This window comes from Parapedobacter pyrenivorans (assembly GCF_014636865.1).
GTDB classification, from domain to species: domain Bacteria; phylum Bacteroidota; class Bacteroidia; order Sphingobacteriales; family Sphingobacteriaceae; genus Parapedobacter; species Parapedobacter pyrenivorans.
The window spans coordinates 330,642-353,054 of the sequence record NZ_BMER01000005.1 but is presented as its reverse complement, the minus strand read 5'-3'; the positions used below and the strand labels follow the sequence as shown (position 1 = coordinate 353,054).

Below are 22,413 nucleotides of genomic sequence, written 5' to 3'. Positions count from 1 at the left end.
CCAACCCACTCACTTTAAAAACCACATCGGTTATTGGTTTTTCAACAATATACATCTTTATCGCATTTTCACGCTAGAATATTGCTGAACTTATTTCTTCAAGGAACAAACAATTCTTTGATATAATGGTATATTATTATACTTTATAACTGAATTAATTTACAGTATCATGAAAACACTGATTTCCTTTCCAAAGCTGGCCATGGCAGTTGCCATGGTCGGCATGTTACCAGTTGCCTGCACCAAGGACAATGATCCCGATCCGCAGCCCGAAAAGACCATCGTCGAGGTCGTTACGTCAGACAACGATTTTTCGCTGCTAGCTGCCGCAGTTACGCATGCGGGTTTAGTGCAGACCCTCTCCGGGTCCGGTCCGTTTACGGTATTCGCCCCTACAAATGACGCATTCGTAGCAGCAGGGCTTAATTCAACGGCCGCCATACAAGCCTTACCTGCAGAGACGGTTCGCGGCATTTTGATGTACCATGTATTAGGCCAAGCGGTGCCCGCGTCATCGATTCCTGAAGCGGCCAATACGTCCATCGAAACCGCTGCCGAGGTAGACGCCTACGTCACCCGCAAGTCAGACGGGTCAGCTTCGATCAATGGATCTGCCGTTTTGCAGGCCGACGTTATGGCCACCAACGGTGTTATCCATGTCATTAACAAGGTGTTGATGCCACCCATGGGAAATGCCGTAGAAGCATTGATGGATAATGATAACTTCAGCATGCTGGTTGCTGCGGTGGTCAGGGCAAGTGAGGGGTCCACAAATGTAGCCGAAGTGCTGATGGGCGAAGGCCCCTTTACGATCTTTGCCCCTACCAACCAAGCTTTTATAGATGCCGGTTTCAGCAGCGTCGCGGCCATTCAGGCGGCTGACCCCGATATGCTTACCACGATCCTTACCTACCACGTCATACCCGCATGGGTATTCTCGACGGATTTGGTCGATGGTGCTACACCGACCACTGTAAACGGTGAAAACCTTAGTATATCCCTCACCGATGATGGTGCGATGGTAGCAGGAAATGGCAACGAAACCCCCTCCTCCATTACCCAAGCGGATTGGGTTACGGAAAACGGGGTCGTCCATACAATCGATCAAGTGCTCATGCCGTAACGCTGGGTATCTCAATCAATACGGACCATCAAATCGAAGGGCGTCCCCGTTGGGGAGCGCCCTCCATTAATTTTTGTAGTTTTGGCTAATAACATTCGTCAACCCGTGGTATTACGAAGAATGTCATCATAAACTGGTTTATGCCACAAACCTTCATCTCATTCTTTGTTAATACTATACCTCACATAGCTTTGCTGATAAGCAACCGTGTCCTTATCACCCAGTGTAGTTAAGAAATCTTCATTAAATTCGTTAAACAGTTTACCGGAAACGACATTTATGCTGGCTTGTCCTGCGTCTCCAATACGGCGGCTAAGCTTATAGATCATGATGGGTAGCAAAAAAGATTCGTCGATTCCTTCGCAACGGATTACAGCCTCCCCTTTATACAAGATTTCGCCCGGCGAATGAAACATCTGCAGCGGATCATTGTGTTTACTCAATCGATAGGTATCCAGCGCCGTCCACTGCACCTCGCGCGGCCCAGCAGGCCCAAGTATAAAAGGGGAGCGGAACACAATGGCATCGCTACCCTCACGAGCTGCCTTGTAACGTATCGCCGAAATTCCGAGTTGGGCCGTACTGTCCGTCATAAACGTGATGATGTTGTCGGGCTGTGGTTCAAACGATGCATTAAATCCCGCCTCGCTGGCAATAAAATTTGCAATCATTTCCTTATCCTTTACTTCACCGGATTTCGTGTATAATTTAACATCACCTCGGCTTTCCAGCGCCACCGCTTTCAACTCCATCGGGAACGCACCTGCGGGATCACCGCCACCATTTTTGCTACAGGCAGTCATTGCTATTGCAGCTGCTAAAAGCAGGATAAGATTAGACTTCATGTTACTTGCCGTTTTTTACAACACCAAATATATGATTTGCGGGCGAAACTCGGAATGCATACCCTCTCGTTTGCCTTCCAAGTTATTTTCTTAATTTTACCGGCACGGAAATCACATATTAATGAGCCTTATCACCATCGCTCCTTGTGAAGAGCTTAGCGATTTTGTCAGTCATTTTTGGGCGGCAGCATGGACCGTTCAATCCTTGGAGGCAAGCTCAACGTATTACATGACCGCAAACAGCCTTACGGAAATCGCGTTTGCCTTTCGCGGTTCTGACCTGGTCTTCTCTTCCGTGCAGGGACACACCCATCGTCACGGCCAATTCCCGGCCGGCGGCTTTTACCGTATGTTTGGTGTTTCGCTCTATTCGCATTCCATCCCCTTCCTATTCCATATGCCCGCTTCGGAGCTCAACGGGCATTTTTTCTCACTTGAAACCCTGTTGGGCACTGACGGGAAAACGCTCGTTGAAAAAATTGCGTTAGCCCGTTCAACACCAGATCGTATCCGCATCCTGTCGGACCATTTCGTTTCACAGCTACGTAAACAACGTATTGGAGATTCCCTCATCAAACAGGCGACACAATTTATACGACAACGCCAGGGCAATGTCAACATTGAAGCATTATCCGATCATTTCTGCCTTTCCCAGAAACAGTTTGAACGCAGATTCAAAGCTGCCTCCGGGTTTAATCCCAAATTATTTTCAAGGATCGTCCGTTTTGAAACTGTCCTAAACAATTATTCCAACTATACAAATCTGACCGAGGCGGCTTACGCAACCGGCTATTATGACCAAGCCCATTTTATCAACGATTTTAAAACATTTGCTGGCTACAGCCCCAATAAATTCCTTGCACTGAGCGGCTATTAGCATGTCTATTTTTTACAATTCTGCCATCAATCCCTCAACTATTTTTGCGGCAGAAATAGATAGACAAGATGCAAACCATCCAATCATCAAGAAGTTTAACGCCAGATTTGGCAAGAGGGTTCATGTTGCTGCTCATCGCGATGGCCTATACAGACGCTCATTTGGGCAACTGGGGCACACCAGCAAATCAAGCAGTCGATCTGCAGCCAACCGAGCGGTTAGCGATTGCGTTTAAAACCCTATTCAGAGACAACCGGGCTTATCCCATGTTTGCGTTTTTATTTGGTTACGGAAGTGTATTGCTGTTCCAAAAGATGGAACGCGCCGGTTTCGATCGTAAACAGATCTTAAGCCGGTTACGGCGGCGGGCATGCTGGTTATTGATTTTCGGATTTTTTCATTCCGTATTGGTGTTCAATTATGAAATACTGGCTCCGTATGGTATTGCCCTGCTAATCACGGCACCTCTATTATTCAAAACAGACATCCAGTTAAAAAAAATACTGAAATTTCTGATACCAGTATTTACTTTGATGCTTATCGGCGTTGGCTTTATGTACGCCCTGCCGCCCGAAACGTACGGAAGCGGGGCCACCGCTACACAGGTAAGTACCTATTGGGAAACGGTTATTAATGGGATCATCAATTTCCCCATGTCTGCTTGCATGGTGCTGGGATATCCCATTATCCCCCTCATGATTATCGGAATGCTGGCCGCCCGGAAACAGTTGTTGGACGATAGACCCGCGCATCGTCAATCCCTAAAACGGATAGCTCGGGTTGGAATCACGGTTTCCATTTTAGGCGCGGTGCCGCTTTTGCTCAAGGAATTTCAGTTTTGGCGATCCGTGTATGAGATTGATGCGCTTGCCCACGCTTTGCATCTCATTTCCGGAGCAGTAGGCGGCGTAGGCTACGCAGCTTTGCTGGGTGTCGTTGTACTTAATATACGAGATCGAAATACCGTTGTCGTACAAGCAGTCTCTGCACTCGGAAAACGAAGCCTTACAGGATACTTGTTGCAAAGTGCCGCCATCATGTTAATAATGGCAGCCCATTTTGGAAACCTCGGCACCCAATTGTCCGATTTTCAAAGTGCGCTAGTAGGTCTAGCCGTTTGGCTAGCCGCCGTTACCTTTTCCCATGTACTTGAACGCAATCATTTAGCGGGGCCTTTCGACCATCTTTTAAGAAAATTAGCCAACCGCAGCATTAACTAAAACACATATAATCATGGAAAACAAAGTCCTTATCGAAATCCTTGCCTCACAGTACAAAGCCGGCCTCGGCATGTTGCGCAGTGCAATCGAAAAAATACCCGAGGCGCAATGGAACAATGAAGAATACAACAACCCAAACTGGCAACTGGCATACCATATATTATGGGGTGTAAAGTTCTATTTGGGTGCCAATCCGGCAAGCTATACCCCCTTGGAGCATGCCATTGAAGGTGCCGAAAGCCTTGGCGGAACACGTGATTGGGAAAATCCCGATGACAACGTAACGGTCGAAGGATTCCATACCAAAGAAGAGCTGCTTTCATTTATCGGCTCCCTAGAAAGCAACTTACAAAACGACATTGCAAAGTTGGCGCTTAACGAAAATTCGGGCTTTGAATGGTATCCATACAGCCGGTTGGAGCTCCACATCAACAGTATCCGCCACATACAGCACCATACCGCACAAATCATCGAACGATTAAAGGCGAAAGGGATAACGGGATTCACTTGGTGGGCCGATCAGCACCCACCACAGGAGTGGTGATATCCCAATAACCATGGTATTATCTCAATCTTGGCGGTCCCATCCCCATTACGGCAAGGTTAAAACAGCTCACTTACGGCATAGCTCAGCCCGAAAGAAAAGAGCCTGTTTTTATCGCTGCCTTTTTCCTTTTTGGCAATATTGGATAGCCCCTCACTGTAGCGCGCAAAGACCCCGAGCCCCAGGTCGCGGAATCGATAGCTTATCTCTGCCGCCACCCCAACGTCAAACGCGCGCATAGATTCCAAGATATTAGGCGCTCCGTCCACCATCTCTGGTGTATATATAGGGAAACCAAACTGAGGACCAGCTCCTAGCTTCAGCCCGTCGGTCGCCTCGTATTGCAAGAAAACAGGTATATTCAAATAATCTACCTTGCCACTATACAGTGAATGCCAGTATCCGCCGTTAGCTTCGCCGCTGTTCTTAATCATGTTATATTGCTGTGAATACAGCAATTCAGGTTGAACGTAAAATTTGTTGGCCACATGGAAGCTCCCGTAAAGTCCGCCCATAAACCGGGCTACTGTTCGCCGACCAGCTGTCGTTGATCGGCCGCTGAACGAATCGTACATTTCATACGTTTTGTTAACGCTCAGGTTAACACCAGCTTTTATACCAAATTCCTGTTGCGCAAAAGCGCAGGGCAAGCTGCAGATTATACCGAGCATTGCAACGCATAGCGGTCGCTTCATTTACCTATAATTTGAGTTTTGCCTCCAGGGGCAAATGATCGGAGTATTGGATCTCTTTCCAGACGAAGGTACTGCTCTTCTTTTTAAGAAGTGATGGAGATACGAAAATATAGTCTATTTTTTTGACAGGCTCGGCTGCCGGAAAGGTATGTGCCAGACCCCGATCCATAAACGTTAACCGTTCCGAAATCAATTGAATCTCTTCGGTGTTGGGCAGGGCATTGAAATCGCCGGTCAATATCACAGGTTCGCTCCCCGCTAAATGGTGCATGACTTCCTCCGCTTGGATCAATCTTGTCGCCTGGTCCAGCGCCATATGCACCGTGGCAAACGCCAGTTCTTTTTTACCCGTATGGAGTTTGACGGCCAAGAAGGCCAACGATTCTTTCCTTCCGTTCTTCATGGAAGTGATGCGTTTGTTGCTTTGCTCCTTGATCGGATATTTGGACAGAATCCCTAAGCCATAGGCACCGCCATCATAGGCAAAATGCCGGTAAAATGCATAGTGCATGCCCGTGATCTCGGCAAGCACTTTCATCTGATCTACGTTTCCGGATCGCCCGCAAAGGCTGTCCACTTCCTGCAAACCTACCAGATCTGCCCCTGATTCTTTGATGAACGCTCCGATTTCGTGCAGTGTCATCCGTTCTGCGGCATCTGCGCCGTGATGGATATTATAGCTCATCACCTTCAGGTTTTGGGCCTGTGAAGGTAAACTGCACAGCATAGGCAACAGGCTGACGATGGTAAAAAGGAAGTTCTTGCTTGACATGTTCAAATAAATTAAATGTTGATGCCCCTTTTTGGAGCATCAACAAACAGCTATTTACGTTATCCAGTCTATATCGCCTCGCTACCAACCCGGATTTTGGACCAGATCCGGATTGAGTACGATATCCGAATTGGAAATCGGATAAAGATACTTTTTGTCATCAAAACTACGCGCTTCATTCGCGCCCCAGATCACGTGGCCGGAGGTTCCGTCACTGAGTTTGGAAATATTGCCATCGATCACAAAGTACGTTACCCCTGCCTGCGGGGCATCCGGCGTTTCGGAGACGAACGATACATCGGGTGTACCATTCCCATCCAGGTCCATGGGGCGGTTCATGGCCGGCACATAGATGCCCTTCCATGGCATTTCCACCAATTTCCCTTTTTTCCACCGCATCAGATCCTGATATCGGAGGTTTTCATAGCATAGCTCAATACCGCGCTCTCTTCTGATCTCCAACAGATACCGATCTGCAATTTCGGGAAAATATACCTCTTGGAGATAGGGGTCTGCCGTTTGCGGGATGGCCGTGTTTACCCCAGCCCGCTGCCTGAGCAGTCCGATGGTCTGCGCCCACACCGTTTCGTCAAATTCTCCTAACTCGGCTTTCGCTTCGGCGTAATTCAAGAGTACTTCCGCATAGCGCATCATTGGTATGGTATTATATGCTTCACCGAGTCCGTCCAGCCTTTTGTCATCCATGCTCCACTTGAGGAGGTGATAGCCGGTAAAGGTATAGCCGAAGTTCGGTGGCGCTGCGCTTCCATCGCTTCTTTTATAACCGAGGGACCTCACAGTCTGTGCCAGCCGGTTGTCGCGGTTTGCCATCTCATCCACAAATAACAGCTCGTCGTAGCCGGCCTTATCCGTAAATCTGCTTCCGTCGGACATCAGATAGGTGTTGATGAACTGCTTGTTCAGCCCCCAGCGAGAACCGTAGGTAGCGGAATTGAATTTCCAGGTCAGGGCGTGCCACCTTCTCAGTGCGTTGTTGAAGACCAGTGCAAACATCACTTCCTGATTAACGGCATTTTCGGATATGAACAATGTTCTGTAGTCCGTCGTGGGGTTTCCGGTGTTGTAAAGCGAATAGGTACCGGCATCCATCACCATTTTTGCGGCATTGGCCGCTTCGGTAAGCCACTGCTCTGCTGTAGAAGCCAGGTCCAGCTCGGTATGGTATTTCCGGTAGGTTCCCTCGTAAAGCGCTATCCTGGATTTATAAGCCAAAGCTACCTGACGGGTAATCGTCGAGGACGTGTTGTCTTTAGCCTCGCGGATGTTTTCCGCTGCAAAGTTCAGGTCTTCCAATACATGCTGCATCACCACTTCTCTGGGGTCCTGTGTTTTATACAGGGCCTCGTCATCGGTGGCCAATGGCGCATCATACCAAGGCACGTTTCCGTATCGCTGTACCTTTTCAATATAAAACCAAGCCCTGAAAAACCGGGCGATGCCCGCGTAGTGGTTTCTGGCTTCCTCCGGAATGGCCTCGTTGTTATAATTAGCCAGGAAATAATTGATATTCCGCAGGTTGGACCAGTTCCAGGCGCCTTCGTTTACCGAAGAATAGTTCCCGGAGATAAAGTTTGAACTCTGCGTTATCGAAGAATAATCGGCCATACCATCGCCTTGCGTCGCCGCATCCGCAGAAGGAAGCATCTGCTGGTAGAATGAGTTGGTATAGAGTTCCAAATCCACTTCTGTTGCAAAAAAGGAACTGGGCACCAGTTTGTCAAAGGGCTCCGTCTCCAGAAAATCACTGCAGGATTGGGAAAACAACAGGCCTAGGCTGGCAGTTATATATAGGATCGACTTTTTCATGATCAATGTTACTAACGATTAGAATGTAAGATTAAGTCCCACCGTATACGATTTCAGCATCGGATAAGCATCTCCCTGACCATGGCTATTGGTCATGTCTCCGGCTGGGTTCTCGATGATTTCAGGGTCAAAGTTGTCGGTGTGCTTATACAGTTTGGAGAATGTCAGGATATTTTGCCCGCTGATGTATACCATGGCTTTCCTGATACCCGCTTTGGCCGTCCATGACTGCGGCAGGGTATAGTCGAGGGAAACGTTTTTCAGCCTCAGGTAGCTCGCATCCTGAAGATAACGCGTCTGTGGCGCTCCCAGCGACCGGTTGGTACCTAAAGCAGTATAACCCCTGTATCTCGGCCAATACGCATCCGGATTTTCCGGTGTCCAATAGTCATCCATCATGATCTTCGGCTGAAAGCCATAGGGCCGGTTATACGGTCCGTAAAACAGGTCGGCCTCAGGAGCAAAGTACCAGTCGCGTTTGGCAATGCCTTGCACAAAGGCCGAAAGTCCCACGCCTTTCCAATTGGCAGACAGGTTGAAACCATACTGATACCTCGGCGAGTTGTTACCGATGATCATCCGGTCTCCCGGATCGTCTACGGTGTTTTTGCCCTGGTTAATCACCCCATCACCATTCCGGTCGGCAAACTTCAGGTCGCCCGCCAGGTATTCGTTTGTATTCGAGTTCAGCAGAAAGCTCTGATCTGCCCAGTTCGCCGCCTCCTCGTCTGAAGCGAAGAATCCAAGCGTTTCATACCCCCAGATATCTCCAACCTTCATGCCCTCGTAATACGTGGAAATCAACTTGGTCGGGTTATTGAATTTGAGGATTTCAGACTGGTTATCCCAAAGCGAGCCGGATACGCTGTAGTGAAACGGAGTTCCGCCTGCGTCAAATTGATCTTTCCAGCCCAGCGTCAGTTCCCAGCCGTTTGTTTTCAGGTCGGCATAGTTGCCGAAAGGCACCGCCGCTCCAAATACGTTAGGCAGTGGTTGCCCCACCGTAAACATATCCGTGGTGATGCGGCTGTACCAGTCAAACGTCAGGTTAAACCTTCCCGAAAAAAGGGTAGCATCCATACCCAAGTCTAGCGTGGTGGCCTTTTCCCAGGTCAATCCGTCCGGAATCACGCCCGGAATGGATGTATAAGGCGTCTGCACCCCATTCAGGATAACACTGGTTTTGGATACAGACATGGTTTCCATATACCGGTAAGGCGCAACATTTCCGTTTCCGAGTGATCCGTAAGAAGCCCTGAGTTTCAGGTTATCCAGCCAGGTGCGGCTGCTAGCCATAAACGGCTCCTCGGAGATGTTCCAACCGGCAGAAGCCGAGGGGAAGAATCCATAGCGCTGATTGTCGGGGAACTTTGAAGACCCATCATAACGGCCATTGAACTCCAGCAGGTACCGGTTTTTATAGGCATAGGTCAATCGATAGAACAGCCCCAAGTATTTCCACTCGTTACCTCCCCCCGCGATGTTGTAGTTCAGTCCGTCCATCAGGTTGAAATCAGGCTTGTCAGGCACCAAAATGCCATCCCGTTGCGCATCGAAATTTTCCCACCGGTTAGATTCAATATTATATCCTACCAAAACTCCCAGATCATGCACATCGTTAAAGGTCTTTTTCACGTCGGCCGTAATGTTGGATCCCCAATAGGTCGTATTGTCAGATAAAGTCCGGTACAAACTATTCCCAAACCGGGCCGTTTGCCCGGGTGCGTCACTGCTATACAGAAAGTTATTGTAGCGCTTGTCCTTATTGAAAGTCTTGGCGTAGGTAAAGTTAGCCTTAAATGTTACCAGATCGCCAAAGGGCTTGGCTGTCAGGCTCGGTGTGGTTCTCACGAAAAACCGGTCCTGATCCGAACGGCTGCTGCCATCCACAAAAGAAGCGCCCGATTCAACCGCCTGCCGGGTAAACGTGCCGTCGGGATTGTACATCGTAGCAACGGGAAAGCCCGATACGGCCCAATACCTCCAGATACCGGCATCACCATTAGCAAGCAACGGATAGCCGTATTGGTATGTACTGATATCGACATTATTGTCGAACGAAAGCCAATCGTTCAGGTCTACCTCTCCCTTTGCCCGCACATTCCACTTATCAAAATCGTCCGGAGAGTGCCTGAATATCCCGTCTTGATGGTAGTAAAGCCCCGATACGAAATATCGTGCCCGGTCATTTCCCCCGGATGCGCTGATGGAAGCTTCCGTGGCAGGCATTCTATCCCTGTGCAGGGTGGCAAACCAGTCGGTACTGCCAAAGTATTCATATCGCCCCAGCGATTCGTTATACACCGCCTCACCCTGAGCAGGGTCATGGTTTTTCAGCCGCTCCAGCCATTCCAGCGAGAACGGAAAATTGGCATTGATGGTGATGGGATGTGTCTTATAATCATACCAGGCGTAAAACGCATCATCGAAATTTTTGGCCCAGGTATAACCATCTGTCACCAGATTAGGCACTACCGTACGCTCATTGACCGTTTGGCTCACCCTTACGTCGAGCGTAGACTTGCCATCGGCCGGGCTTTTGGTCGTAATCAGCACCACGCCAAACGCTGCTCTGGAGCCATAAATGGCGGCAGAAGAAGCATCCTTCAAGACAGTCACGCTTTCCACGTCATTGGGATTCACGAAGTTAGGATCCCCTTCCACGCCATCGATCAGCACCAGCGCATTACCGCCCGCTCCGATAGAGGTTATCCCCCTCACGTTAAATGCGGCGCCACGCGTGGGCCCGCCGTCTGCCATCCTCAGGTTGAGGTTTGGCAGCGTGCCCTGGAGCATGCGGGTCAGGTTAGGCTGAGGCCTGTTTTCAAGCACTTCTGAGCTAATCTGGGATACCGCTCCGGTAAGGTTGATTTTCTTTTGGGTGCCGTAACCAACCACCACCACCTCTTCCAAATCGTTCTTGCTATCCAGCTGGATGACCATGTCACGCGTACTGCCGCTCACTTGATAAGTCTTGGTCTCAAAGCCGACATAAGATACCACCAGCGTCGCATCTGTCCGATCGGATTCCAGGGCGAACCGTCCGTTTTCATCTGTAGACGCGGCTTTGCCTGCGCCTTGGATGGCAACCGTAGCGTTTTGAACCGGCTGACCATTGCCGTCCACCACCCGCCCCGAAAGTGTTGTCTGCTGCCTGCTGTTTGCAATCGGCACGTTGCTGCTTGCTAAAAAAGCCGTAGCGGCCTCTCCAAGAAATGGAAACGACAATATCGTCCCTGCCAATAAACCTATTGGTACACCTACTTTCATTGTTGTTAAAAAATTAGTTCGTTCTGTATTTCGCCGGCAAACCTAAACAGGCAATGTGACGGAGATATTAAGCCTATGTTTGTTTTAGGAGAACATGCTAAAAAATTACTGGCGTACTGGCGGTATCCGCAACGACGTGGTGACTACATGGTCATAAATCCGCGTTTCCGTAGCAATCACCTGCCCCGACTCATCCGTGAGCGGAAAAATATACTGCGGGGTCATGGTTACCTCATAGCCCTGTGTTCCTTTCGGCACAACGTCTACCACCAGATGCCCGTAATGTTTGCCTCCCGAAAGGAGTTGGCGTCCGCGCCAGTTTTCCGGCGCATCGACGTGGGCCACCCACTGCCGGTATTTATTGAAACGGCGCGGGTCCAAGTCGTCAAGCGAATATCCGAGCCCATCGCCGGCGATGCCCACATCCCAAAAGTGGATACCATCTACCAGCGAATGCTCCAGCGACTCGTTGTGCCCGCAGATTACCGCCACGACGTCGTATTTTTTAAACATCGGGGTATACGCGCGCATCGGCACACCCGCTTGCCCCGAGCTCTTTTCCGCGGTCAGCGGCAAAATGTGCCCACCGCTGGAGTACGGGATGTGGTGGAACTGCACGAAGATCAACTGACCAGCCTCATGAGCATCCCTCAACTGTGCCTCTGCCCATTTCCATTGCTCAGAGCCGCGGCTGATGTCGGGCAGGTCATCGCCCGGATAGGTCGATGCGCTGATGTTGATGTTGGTATCGTTGTCCGTACTGTCGGGCAACCCGTTGGATGAATCCAGCGTAATAACGGTTACCGGCCCATAGTCGGCGCGGTAATAGGTGTCTTGATAACTTCGGTGTCCATTGCCAGGCAGCGAAAAGTAGGCTTTGTACTTAGCCCTGGATTGAAACACCGCCTGCGGATCATAACCGCCGTTGCGCGCGCCGAAATTTTCCCAGTTGCCGATCGCCGGCAGCAGCAGCGCCTGGCCAAGCACATCATCGAATTTGCCCGCCGTGTGGAAGAAAAATTCGTCCCAGGCACGCTGGTAGCCCCCTCCCTGCACAATATCCCCCGGTAGCACGATAAAGTCCGGCTTTTCCATCTTGATTTGCCTCAGGTTTGCTTTGAAACCGGCCGTCTCGGTGAGCAGGTAGTTATCCAGACCCTGCGGCCGGCCAGAACTCTCCGGTGCCTGTTTCCCTGCTGTCCACGGGCGCTTGGTATGCCGGCCTTCCGGGTCAGTCTCACTATCGGCAAATGCCACAAACCGGATGCGTTCTCGCCGGCCCTTCTCCGGTGCAACGGCAAACTCATTGGTATAGCGCTCCGCACCCTGTATCACCTGGTATCCATAGGTTGCCCTTGGCTTCAGGCCTTTCAATACCACCGTGTGCTTCCAGTTGGCATTGCGAAACATGTCCGGAAAGCTATCCCGTTCGGATTCTTCCAGCGCCGAGTAGTCCAGCGCCTTTACAAGAACCGATGCCGGTGCGTAATATTGGGTATCTGCCGCATGCAGTTCCCACACGGCCAGTTTACCCGGTACCTCCTCATCGGTAAACCAAGTGAGCCGTACTGCGCCCGCGCTATCAGCAGGCAGCAGGTAGGGCGATATCCTGAACTGCCCAAAACATGCGCCGGAAAAAGCAACTAGGCAAACGAGTGAGATGACTGTCTTTCTGTACATGAGCGATTCGTCTATTTTTTCGCAAAAATAGCATGCCCATGTTACCTCAATATTATGGTTTGCCTACCTAACGGTTACGCCTAGTAGCTCGGTTGTACCAGAACGCTATTGAGCGCCATTCGAACCCTGTGATGCTACAGCTTGGATTCAGCGATGCGGAAGGAAATCGTTACGTCGGCAGTCTTCGCGGCATTGCACCGAGTCCGGTTATCCCACAAAGTCGCTGTCATCGTGCCTTCGAGGTAGGTCTCACCGTTGGCCGTTTCAATCTTGGAGATTGTGATGCCGCCTTCGGATGCCTGATATTTCGTATGCTCGCCGGTTTCACATACTTTCCGCCACGTATCTGGGCGAAAATAGGAGTCTCCGTGAATGATCTGCTGTAGGATGGCTTTACCTTTCTGCCCTGCATAGGAAGATCCGTCGTACCAGGCAAACGTACCCGTCCGGGCGTTGGCCCCCATGCCGTTTATCGCTGCATAGAACATTTCGCTTTCCGAAAAATTACAAGACAGAAACAAATCTTCGCCTGCAAACCAGTAGTAAAATTCGCCCGGCCTGCCGGTAAACTTCTTTCCGTTGAGCGTACCGTAAAAATAGGTGCCATCGGCGGGCAAGGTTGCTTCGGGGGTCGTTTTTCCGCTTGTTAGCAAAGCAGCACAAAGTAATAGCAGTGTTTTCATCGCCACAAAAGTAGCGTGTGGCCAATGCGTATTTCTCCGTACTACACCGCAATCCGTGTTTTCCGTAGTGCTACGTGTTTACACAAACTTCGTCAATAGGTCAAGCATTTTCCGGTCCAGCTTTTGCCCATACCAATCTTCATATGCCACGTCTTTCCTTTCCGAATTGAGGATGCCGAACGTTCCGTCAAATTCCCAAAGCGAAAATCCGATATCGTGTTCAGTCAGTACGGAAAACATATCGTCCATCCAGGCCAAGGCAACATGATGGGGCGTTTCTTTCCAAGCACCGCATTCCCCGCAATGCACCCCCCCTCCTTGCTCCACCAATGCTATCCACGGCGCAAATTGCTCCCGTAGCCAAGCCTTGTCGTGCACCTGCCCGTTTTCCACGCTCGGCCACGTCACTTCGGGTAGGTGCTCGGGATGCTCGAATACCCAAGGCGCCTTGTAATGGGATACCAGTCCCGGTGCGTATCCCCTACAGCTTTGGCCCACGTCCAAATCCAGGATATTATCGATCACCTCATTGCCGATGTTATTGCCGTCGGCGATGACCAGGTGGCCCGGATCGGATGCACGTATCGTTTCGCAGCCTTTTACAATCAAGCTGCGGTACCGTTCTTTCGGTACGGCACTGCGCTGTGAAAACTGATCGTTCATGTCCTCACGCAAACAAGGTTCATTCAGCAAATCAAAACTGATTTGATCGCGTGTTTTCGCACGGAAGAGTTTACTCCAGTATGCCCAATGGAATACAAACGCTTCCATGGCCTCGGGGTCCTTCCACAGGTTGTAAGGTTCTTCAAATCCCGCATTTATACAAAATCCGGGCGCCCGGTGCAGGTTTAAACACACATGCAAGCCGCAACGGTTGGCATGCTCCACCAAATCCACCACATGCTGCACCTGCTGTTCATCGATTTGGTATACTTCATGTGGCATAATGGGCCTCGACCGGTCGAAACGCACATAATAGGGATAAGCCATCGGCACACGTACAAAGTCGAAACCCCAATCCGCCATCCAGCGGAAGTGTTCCTGCGTGGTGTGCTGCCGCCGATGCTTCGGGTCGGGGTTAAAGAAGTCCAGCACATTAAATCCCTTCCATCGCGGAAGCGCATTGGTTGGCGCGGCAGCCAGCATTTTCCCTCCTGGCAGCAAAGGCAAACCCGTCAGCCCCAAGGCCAGCGCCCCAGCATGTTTTATCATTTCTCGTCGCTGCATTTTAGTTTTTTATTGGGTACTAACTCTATACTTCCCCAATATAGTCATTAATTGACGGCTAATCACGAGCCGATATCAGTATCGTGCCATTTTCAAATCCTATGCCTATGCAGCTTTATCTACCAGTGTTGTCTGCATTTTATCCATTAATTATCTTTGCGCCATGGCGGTACGAAGAATTGTTGTAAACACGGCAACGGCAAACATCGAAGCAGCGCAGCTTTTCTATGGCGAAATCCTCGGGTTGGAGGTACTGATGGATCAGACGTGGATCCGCACTTACGGTACGGACAACAAGATGCAGGTCCAAATCAGCTTCGCTACCCAAGGCGGGTCTGGTACGCCGGTTCCTGATATTTCCATAGAGGTTGATGACGTTGGTGAAATACACGGTAAAATGAAAGATGCGGGATTTCCGATTATCTATGGCCCAGCAAACGAACCCTGGGGAGTCAGAAGATTCTATGTAAAGGATCCTTTCGGCAAAACGGTAAATATCCTTTCGCATAGGTAATACTTACCTATGGCTATAAAAACTGCCAAATATACATAAACACGAAAAAGGATTGCAAAACTGCCAGTATTTTGGGGAGTACGGCTGGCTTCCGCGCCAAGATAATCAACGAAAAAACCGAGAGCAATATAAGGAGGAATACCGTCCACCCGTGCGAAAACGGCATAAAAGATTCAAATTTAGCCTTTACCTCCTCAAAAGGTCTACCTTCATAAGCATTAAATACACCTATCCAAAGCGATAGGTAAGCAATGTTGAGCAACAGCGATAAATAAGCCAAAATGCCGGAAGCCCTTTTCATATTCGTTGGTTCATGGTTAAAGGTAGCAAATTTCCTTATCATACGGATTTTATAAATACCCATTTCTACGTGTGAAAATGTCTGCACCGCTGTAAATTGGAATAGACACTCGCATTGAACGAGAGACAGATAAAGGCAGTGCCTTATATGTTAAAACCGAATTGCTCCTTTCACCTCCTCCACAATCGGCACATCCGCCGGCGCCCAGTCGTATCCGGCCAGCTCATCTACGGTTACCCACCTGGCATCCGCGTGTTCTTCCAGCCGTAGTTGGCCGCCGATCACGCGGGCCACAAAAGGCACCAATCGAATCCGAAAGGCCGGGTAATCGTGTTCCACCGGTTGGAGCCGTCTTACCACTTCAATCTCCAAATGCAGCTCCTCGGTTATCTCACGCACGATGGTCAGTGCGTCATCTTCCCCAGGCTCCACCTTGCCTCCCGGAAACTCCCATTTCAGTGGCAAGTCCATAGTGCTGCTGCGCTGGCAGATCAGTATTTTGCCGTGCTGGATGATGACTGCACAGGTAACGATGAGCATAGCGATTGTGAAGTTTGGTTAAAGGTACATTTGCATTCCTTCCTATCCGCCCTGTCGGGTCTCAGTCAACTTTTTTAATTAAACGCCTGCCGGAATTCCAAAGGCGATTGATTGGTTTTTGCTTTAAACAGTTTGCTGAACGATTGCGAGTGTTCAAAGCCGAGTTCATAAGCGATTTCACTAACCGATAAATTGGTCGTTGATAATATTTCTTTCGCTTTTTCGATCAACTTTTCGTGGATATGCTGCTGGGTACTTTGCCCGGTTAGCACTTTTAATAAACCACTTAAATAATTAGGCGACACATTCAATTCATCTGCCACAAAATGGACCGTTGGTGCTCCTTTTAACATGAGATCATGACTGTTAAAATAATCATCCAGCAAATCTTCCAAACGATTTAAAACTTGGTGATTCGTTATTTTCCGGGTAATGAATTGCCGTTCATAAAAGCGTTCCGAATAATTCAATAAGGTTTCAATTTGCGAAATAATAATACGCTGACTGAATTTATCAATATTGGCGTGATATTCCTGTTTAATGTTGGCAATTATCCCATTGAGGGTCGCTTCCTCCTTTTCCGAAAGAAATAACGCCTCGCTTACCGAATAATCGAAAAACTCGTATTGTTTGATGGCTTTGGCAAGTGACGTTCCCCACAGAAAATCCGGATGAATCAACAGAATCCAACCCGAAGGATGGGAATTTTCATCCGGAGCCGGCGATGCATGCAATACCTGCTTCGGAGCCAAAAAATACATCACGCCCTCATCAAAATCGTATTCCTGCTGGCCATAGCGCATTTTTCCGTTCAACCCACGTTTTACCGAGATCGAATAATACTCAGCAACCAGCGGTGGCATCGGATTGTTTCTTTTGGCCTCTGCCACCTGGCCGTAATCCACTATGCTAATGAGTGGATGCTCAGGTGGTGCCAGCCGGTGCAGCTGATGAAATTCGCTGATGGTTTTAATTGCTAACGGCTTCATCCCACTAAGGTAAAAAAATCACAGCGATTGTCCGCCCGAAACTTCAATGCGTTGCGCATTGATCCAATACGCCTCTTCGGTACACAAAAAGGCTACTACACCGCCGATGTCATCGGGCAAACCCACCCTGCCAAGTGCGGTATTTCCCGCAATCATCGCGTTGATGTCCTTATTATCACGCGTTCTTCCGCCGCCGAAGTCAGTTTCAATTGCTCCGGGAGCGACTACGTTGGCCCGGATTCTTCGTTCGCCCAATTCCTTGGCCAGATAGCGTGTAAAGGTTTCCACGGCAGTTTTGACAGAAGCGTATACGGAAGAGCCCGGCAAGGTAAACCGGGTCAATCCGGATGAAACGTTAATAACTCCCCCGCCGGCGTTGATGAACGGCAACGCTTTTTGCGTTAAGAAAAACATCCCTTTATAATGTATGTCAAACATCTCCTCCACTTGGTTCTCGGTAACCTCGGTAATGGGGGCATACAGCGCCGTTCCTGCATTGTTGATGAGGAAGTCAAAATTCGGACTACCTGTTTTTTCTTGTAGGTGGTCGGTTACCGCTTCGATAAAAGCATCAAACGTGCCTACCTTTCTCGTGTCCAGCTGAAAGGCAAATGCGTTTTGTCCTAGCGACTGGATTTCGCTAACCACTTCCTCGGCTTTTTCTTTGTTGCTGTTGTAAGTTATTACCACGTCTATTCCTTTTTTGGCAATTGCGATAGCCATATTCTTTCCAAGTCCACGGCTTCCGCCTGTTATGACTGCGATTTTGTTTTTTGTGTTCATGATTCCTTATTCAATTTATTGAAAACAAAGTTCCGGCAACTTCATAAAATAAGTGTAGCCAAATCTATGATTGTTGTAGTCACTTTTGCGGAAGCGACAGGCTTGATAATCTTATTGTGGCGGCGAAGCTTCTTTAATTGACTTTCTTCCGGCGATATACATTCTCCGCAAATTATACGGAAAATATAAGTGATAATCTCCGCATCCGAAAGTTGTACCTATTGCAGCTTAATTTTAGCATATAATCCAGTAGCACTTCGTCATTCTTTTTCGTCTGTCAATTGATATCGTTTATCTTTACATACCAAAATAGCCAATTATGAAAGTCAACTTGTTTCCCTTAGCCGTCCTATTGCTATTCTTCACATTTCAAGCGTGCGATAAAGCCGAGCATTTGGGCGAAGATGTTTTCCGTACTACCTATCTGGGCCCGTCTGATGGCTGTCCGGGCGGATCTTTGGTCCGTTTTGAGAAAAAGGATATTGATCGGCTAGCGCGGTTGATTGATGTCGAATTCACTGAAGAATACCGCGAGAATCGGGTTGCGTCGGCGGTTAATCTAACGGAAAATTACCGTGAAGGGCAAACCGTTATACTGAAGATCGGGCAATTTCCGCCGGAAGAATTACACCCCTGCCTTGCACATATGCGTTGGTATGTCGGTGTATTTGTTTTAGCGGAACACCCCGATTAAGTGTGGGCAAAAAAACACTTCCATTCACCCCCCGCCCTAAAATAATTTTGTGACGAACGCTCATATGTTGTGACGGCCCCCCGGGTTATCCCATGTCGAACAGCGCATTTCAAAGCATGCCTCTTCTTCCGGGCTGATCTCGCCGATCATATACTCCCTATTACCTATGGCCCAGCAAATGAGCCTTGGGGGGTCAGAAGGTTCTATGTGACGGATCCTTTCGGGAAAACGGCAAACATTCTTTCACATATATTTTGGCATCCGTTTTGGTTAAACACTATAAGCGTTCTGATGAATAACTCACGCTACGACAAAATTTATAATCATTCGTATGAAAACGATTCACCCAGTTTTAGTTTTGATTTTCGCAGTAGGCTTTTTAACTTCTTGCAGCAAAATCAAAGAAAATCTGAAAGCAGATTTTGACTATGAAGCAGCGCCTCTTACCTTCACCATGCCAGCGGTACCGATTGTTGGCGAGGGCATTGAAGTGACCCAGGAGGTAGCGATGGATCTGGATGCGATCATCCAGCAAAATGCCCCGTTGGTCAGTGCCAATAATGTGAGGGAGATTAATCTCACCGGCATTACCATCGAAGTGGCGGGTGCAGACGAAGACAACAACCTCCAGAACCTGGAAACTATCCGGGTGGCGGTCGGAGCCGATGGTGTTGGCGATAAGGTTATCGCGGAGATTGCCAACAATCCGGATGTATACGAAACGTCGCTATCCATTCCGGTAACAGACGGGGCGGTAGATCTGAAACCGTATATCATGAAGAAAAAGTTTGATTATACGCTACATGTCAAACCAAGGAGAGGTACGACTAAATCCTTAACCGTTATGGTTAAGACGTTTTACACGTTCGTCGTTGGGGTGTAGTGGTAGCCGCGTTCGGAATACCGTTGGTATTTACACGTTATAATAATCCGGGATTTAAATCCAAAAATATTATAACTTTAATGAGGTAGCAATTATTGTGGCACAAATTCGAAGTGCTGCCTATAGAATTCATACCTCTGCTTCATGGCATACAAGTTTCGCGAAAAACCATTCATTTCCGGAAATTCATGTTTGAGGTCTATGACTATTGAGTCTTACCAAATAACTGGCTCAAAAACCGTACTTCATTTCCAATTTCCTCCACTTTGGCGCGTTACTGCCTGCTATGTGATATTTTTAATATACCGGCTTTTTTGTGACGAACGTTCAACTATTGTGCTTAACCCCCGGTTTTCCTGTGTCGAACACCACCGTTCGGAATGAAAAGCATCAACGGAATCAGAGCGTATAATAAAAGTGCCGCACGTCTTCTTCCTCATTGATACCCGTAGCGCGGTAAAACCTAAGTGCATAATCGTCTACGGTATCGGCTTGCACAAAGATTTCTTCATAGCCGTTATCCCTGCAATAATTTTTCAGCAACTCAATCAGCCTGCTTCCTATCCCCCGCCGCTGGTATTTACCCAAAACCGCCAGGTCATAAATGTAAGCCAACTTCTTTTCTGCATAGTACTGCGCGAGCGTATACACCGTCATGCCCCCAACAACCTCACCTTCCGATGTCGCGACAAATGCCATAAAACCTTCATTCCGAAGGGTGTGCTGAAGATGTGAAGCACTAGGCATTTCGAAATCCTTCATTTCAAACACATCCTCGAATAATCTGACCATGCTTGAAAATAATTCCAGATCACTTACTTCCAGTTTTTTAATTTCAATCGTCATTCGCAACTTCACGTTAATGCGTAAACTTTTTCCCATGAGAAGATTGCTGTTTGGTTATACAGCAAAGTACCCCTCTGCCTGCTCCCTAAACACCTGCTTTTCCCGTTCAATTTCGGCCGCTAGCTCCTCTTCCGTAGGCAGATACGGTAAATATTTGCTAGCAAACAATTGCTTACTTTCATTTAGTACCGAATACTTGGCGATCGTCCTGTCTGTTTCTGTACATAGCAGCATGCCCAGTTTTGTTCACCAGCTTCTTTAAGGTAATATTGCCGGGCCTTCGGATCGGAGACTCTCATGATGAGCTGAAAATGAGACCAGCTCAATTTAGCAGACAGCGTCTGCTGAATTTGACCTTCATCCGGAAAAGTCCGCACGCTATCCTCTTGATGCCACCGGCAACCTCATCATAGTGTTTCTTTCGAAGTAAAAGTGAAAAAATAGCCATCACGAGAAACAACTATATAGTTGTCGTCTATCAACACCAACTTTTCAAACGGGAAATCGTCGTTAGTATTAATTATTTTAACACTCGTGTCGTTTTTCAGATTTAAATTCTCCTTTATACATTTCCATTGCTCCTCGTCAAAAGCTGAAAATGCATCAGATTCTATTTCATTCTTTTTATCAATTTTTATGATTTTATCAGCATATAAATCATCCGCTTCCTGCTGTGAAAAATATCCTACCTTACTATTACAAAATCCAAAGCTTTTATAAAACCCAAAATTATTGCTTGTTTCTTCGATTTTTTTAAGATTCTCCGGCTTACTTTTTTGGGATGGTTTCGTCGTTTGTTGGCATGAAAAAGACATCAATACCAATAAAGGAATTACAGAATACTTGATGTGCGGCATCATAAATACTATTTTTAGTTCAACTTGTTTTTCTCTAAATATCTCAACTCTTGGAAAAAGAAAAAAACTGAGTAGAAGGAATTAGAAATAAAGCTACAAAAGGCAGTACAAACTTCCAAGGAGTGGGGATTGAATTTGTACGTGATCTGGAACAAGGGGAAAAAATCCCGCCCAAAAACCGCACTTCATTCCCACTTTCCTCCACTTTGGCAAAGTACTGCCCGCTATGTGATATTTTAATATACCTGGATTTTTTGTGACGAACGCCCAAATCCTGTGCTGAACCCCCCGGTTTTCCAGTGTCAAACACCACCGTTCGGAATGATTAGCGTTGCTGTGTCGCACCAGCGAACTTTCCTCCACTTAAGCTAATTATCGTCATAAGCTCATGAGCCGCATACAGGCAAGGATACCCCCATCAACCGCCAGCTATAAAAACTACCAGATATACATAAAGAGGAAAAAGATTGCAAAAGGGGCTACCTGCTACCCTGCTCTACACGATTTATTTCATCAATTATTTCCAGTGCAGCATCCATCAGATTCTCCGCTTCCGCATACCGGTCAGCGATTTCGGGGTGTTTCGACATCAAGCCCTTCAGGTATTTTTCGGTCAGCTTCGCCGAGGTGCCGGCGTTTACGTTTATCACAAAACCTTCACCCACTTTTATCATCGCCGGGATTAACCCCCCACCGGTATATGCTGAGGCAGATGCCCGTATAGGCGCAACCAGATACGGACCAGTAAGTAAGCATTTGGTCAAACCCTGCCAGCCTCCAATGGTATGCCGGTCGGAAATGTAAAAGGTTTCACCGTCAGATACGCCTACAAGCGCGCGTTTGAATGGTTTAACCTCATGCTTAGCCGCATCAGCCAATTCAAAGGTGTATTTTCCGCCACCCCACATAGCGATGTGCCCATCAGTTCGTTCTTTAACCGATACGGTGTCGGTATAAGATGGGTTGTTCTCCACAATTTCCCGAAACGAAAAGTAGATGCCCCGCTTTAAGCGAAGGTTTTCCATTGTGTCGTTACCGGTTTGGCCAAAGGAGGTTGTGCTAGCCAAGCAGCTTATCAATGCAAATAGGATGTGTTTCATAATTTTACGGTCTATTCGCCAAATGTAGGATTCTCAAACGACATTTGGCAACCCCGCAGACATACCGTCAAAGTCCTTAACAGCTTGCTCATTGCCACGAAGGGAGCCGTTGGTAACATAAGGTGTCGATATTTCGTTCCCAG

Annotated in this window: 24 protein-coding genes; 7 read left to right on the top strand and 17 right to left on the bottom strand. The window is 48.2% G+C overall.

Translation table 11 applies throughout. From position 1 onward, the window contains the following. The first annotated feature begins 169 nt into the window (after window positions 1-169). Window positions 170-1,123, top strand: coding sequence for a fasciclin domain-containing protein (locus tag IEV98_RS20625; protein WP_188507923.1), 954 nt, complete (start codon window positions 170-172; stop codon window positions 1,121-1,123). Between the two features lie 158 nt (window positions 1,124-1,281). Here IEV98_RS20625 and IEV98_RS20620 read toward each other — a convergent pair whose 3' ends face one another. Next, entirely contained in the window at window positions 1,282-1,968 is a 687-nt protein-coding gene (locus tag IEV98_RS20620) for a hypothetical protein (protein WP_188507922.1), read from the bottom strand. A 121-nt stretch (window positions 1,969-2,089) separates the two neighbouring features. Here IEV98_RS20620 and IEV98_RS20615 point away from each other — a divergent pair, with 121 nt between their 5' ends. The 3 genes from IEV98_RS20615 to IEV98_RS20605 all read left to right on the top strand — a co-directional run bounded on the left by IEV98_RS20615 (window position 2,090) and on the right by IEV98_RS20605 (window position 4,609). Further along, window positions 2,090-2,845: a helix-turn-helix domain-containing protein gene (locus tag IEV98_RS20615; protein ID WP_188507921.1), complete on the top strand. Its 756-nt coding sequence runs from the start codon at window positions 2,090-2,092 to the stop codon at window positions 2,843-2,845. 68 nt (window positions 2,846-2,913) lie between these two features. Further along, window positions 2,914-4,065 carry a DUF418 domain-containing protein gene (locus IEV98_RS20610; protein WP_188507920.1) on the top strand — a complete coding sequence of 384 codons (1,152 nt, stop codon included), beginning with the start codon at window positions 2,914-2,916 and terminating at the stop codon, window positions 4,063-4,065. Window positions 4,066-4,078: 13 nt separating this feature from the next. Next, entirely contained in the window at window positions 4,079-4,609 is a 531-nt protein-coding gene (locus tag IEV98_RS20605; protein ID WP_188507919.1) for a DinB family protein, read from the top strand. Between the two features lie 59 nt (window positions 4,610-4,668). On the opposite strand, the gene IEV98_RS20600 is transcribed toward IEV98_RS20605, so the two are convergent. The 7 genes from IEV98_RS20600 to IEV98_RS20570 form a co-directional block, all read right to left on the bottom strand. Further along, entirely contained in the window at window positions 4,669-5,280 is a 612-nt protein-coding gene (locus IEV98_RS20600) for a porin family protein (protein WP_229738890.1), read from the bottom strand. A 28-nt stretch (window positions 5,281-5,308) separates the two neighbouring features. Then, entirely contained in the window at window positions 5,309-6,076 is a 768-nt protein-coding gene (locus IEV98_RS20595) for an endonuclease/exonuclease/phosphatase family protein (RefSeq protein ID WP_188507917.1), read from the bottom strand. An 81-nt stretch (window positions 6,077-6,157) separates the two neighbouring features. Then, the gene (locus IEV98_RS20590) at window positions 6,158-7,903 is read right to left on the bottom strand and encodes a RagB/SusD family nutrient uptake outer membrane protein (RefSeq protein ID WP_188507916.1); all 1,746 of its coding nucleotides are present in this window, start codon (window positions 7,901-7,903) and stop codon (window positions 6,158-6,160) included. 18 nt (window positions 7,904-7,921) lie between these two features. After that, entirely contained in the window at window positions 7,922-11,173 is a 3,252-nt protein-coding gene (locus IEV98_RS20585; RefSeq protein ID WP_188507915.1) for a SusC/RagA family TonB-linked outer membrane protein, read from the bottom strand. 105 nt (window positions 11,174-11,278) lie between these two features. After that, the gene (locus IEV98_RS20580) at window positions 11,279-12,853 is read right to left on the bottom strand and encodes a metallophosphoesterase family protein (protein ID WP_188507914.1); all 1,575 of its coding nucleotides are present in this window, start codon (window positions 12,851-12,853) and stop codon (window positions 11,279-11,281) included. A gap of 134 nt (window positions 12,854-12,987) precedes the next feature. Next, complete coding sequence (locus IEV98_RS20575; protein WP_188507913.1) at window positions 12,988-13,536, bottom strand: hypothetical protein; 549 nt, start codon at window positions 13,534-13,536, stop codon at window positions 12,988-12,990. A 78-nt stretch (window positions 13,537-13,614) separates the two neighbouring features. Then, the gene (locus IEV98_RS20570) at window positions 13,615-14,763 is read right to left on the bottom strand and encodes a glycoside hydrolase family 5 protein (RefSeq protein WP_188507912.1); all 1,149 of its coding nucleotides are present in this window, start codon (window positions 14,761-14,763) and stop codon (window positions 13,615-13,617) included. Between the two features lie 163 nt (window positions 14,764-14,926). Between IEV98_RS20570 and IEV98_RS20565 the strand changes: the two genes are divergently transcribed. Continuing rightward, window positions 14,927-15,277, top strand: coding sequence for a VOC family protein (locus tag IEV98_RS20565; RefSeq protein ID WP_188507911.1), 351 nt, complete (start codon window positions 14,927-14,929; stop codon window positions 15,275-15,277). Between the two features lie 13 nt (window positions 15,278-15,290). Here the strand turns inward: IEV98_RS20565 and IEV98_RS20560 are convergent, their stop codons facing one another. From IEV98_RS20560 to IEV98_RS20545, 4 genes are all read right to left on the bottom strand, one after another. Continuing rightward, on the bottom strand, window positions 15,291-15,620 hold the full coding sequence (locus IEV98_RS20560) for a hypothetical protein (RefSeq protein ID WP_188507910.1): 330 nt from the start codon (window positions 15,618-15,620) through the stop codon (window positions 15,291-15,293). A gap of 108 nt (window positions 15,621-15,728) precedes the next feature. Continuing rightward, window positions 15,729-16,118 carry a (deoxy)nucleoside triphosphate pyrophosphohydrolase gene (locus tag IEV98_RS20555; RefSeq protein ID WP_188507909.1) on the bottom strand — a complete coding sequence of 130 codons (390 nt, stop codon included), beginning with the start codon at window positions 16,116-16,118 and terminating at the stop codon, window positions 15,729-15,731. 74 nt (window positions 16,119-16,192) lie between these two features. Then, window positions 16,193-17,107: a helix-turn-helix domain-containing protein gene (locus IEV98_RS20550; protein ID WP_188507908.1), complete on the bottom strand. Its 915-nt coding sequence runs from the start codon at window positions 17,105-17,107 to the stop codon at window positions 16,193-16,195. Window positions 17,108-17,125: 18 nt separating this feature from the next. Next, the gene (locus tag IEV98_RS20545) at window positions 17,126-17,890 is read right to left on the bottom strand and encodes an SDR family NAD(P)-dependent oxidoreductase (RefSeq protein WP_188507907.1); all 765 of its coding nucleotides are present in this window, start codon (window positions 17,888-17,890) and stop codon (window positions 17,126-17,128) included. 319 nt (window positions 17,891-18,209) lie between these two features. On the opposite strand from IEV98_RS20545, the gene IEV98_RS20540 reads away from it, so the two are divergent. Both IEV98_RS20540 and IEV98_RS20535 read left to right on the top strand, forming a co-directional pair. Beyond that, window positions 18,210-18,584, top strand: coding sequence for a hypothetical protein (locus tag IEV98_RS20540; RefSeq protein ID WP_188507906.1), 375 nt, complete (start codon window positions 18,210-18,212; stop codon window positions 18,582-18,584). A gap of 331 nt (window positions 18,585-18,915) precedes the next feature. Then, window positions 18,916-19,467 carry a hypothetical protein gene (locus tag IEV98_RS20535; protein WP_188507905.1) on the top strand — a complete coding sequence of 184 codons (552 nt, stop codon included), beginning with the start codon at window positions 18,916-18,918 and terminating at the stop codon, window positions 19,465-19,467. A gap of 399 nt (window positions 19,468-19,866) precedes the next feature. On the opposite strand, the gene IEV98_RS20525 is transcribed toward IEV98_RS20535, so the two are convergent. The 5 genes from IEV98_RS20525 to IEV98_RS20505 all read right to left on the bottom strand — a co-directional run bounded on the left by IEV98_RS20525 (window position 19,867) and on the right by IEV98_RS20505 (window position 22,270). After that, entirely contained in the window at window positions 19,867-20,349 is a 483-nt protein-coding gene (locus tag IEV98_RS20525; RefSeq protein ID WP_229738882.1) for a GNAT family N-acetyltransferase, read from the bottom strand. 18 nt (window positions 20,350-20,367) lie between these two features. Then, window positions 20,368-20,547: a PDDEXK nuclease domain-containing protein gene (locus IEV98_RS20520; protein WP_188507904.1), complete on the bottom strand. Its 180-nt coding sequence runs from the start codon at window positions 20,545-20,547 to the stop codon at window positions 20,368-20,370. Further along, window positions 20,496-20,690, bottom strand: a complete 195-nt coding sequence (locus IEV98_RS24760) for a DUF1016 N-terminal domain-containing protein (RefSeq protein ID WP_188507903.1) — start codon at window positions 20,688-20,690, stop codon at window positions 20,496-20,498. Before IEV98_RS24760 ends, IEV98_RS20520 begins: the two co-directional genes overlap by 52 nt. Before the next feature lie 30 nt (window positions 20,691-20,720). Next, complete coding sequence (locus IEV98_RS20510; protein ID WP_188507902.1) at window positions 20,721-21,173, bottom strand: hypothetical protein; 453 nt, start codon at window positions 21,171-21,173, stop codon at window positions 20,721-20,723. 476 nt (window positions 21,174-21,649) lie between these two features. Continuing rightward, the gene (locus IEV98_RS20505) at window positions 21,650-22,270 is read right to left on the bottom strand and encodes a DUF6563 family protein (protein WP_188507901.1); all 621 of its coding nucleotides are present in this window, start codon (window positions 22,268-22,270) and stop codon (window positions 21,650-21,652) included. Between the last annotated feature and the right edge of the window lie 143 nt (window positions 22,271-22,413).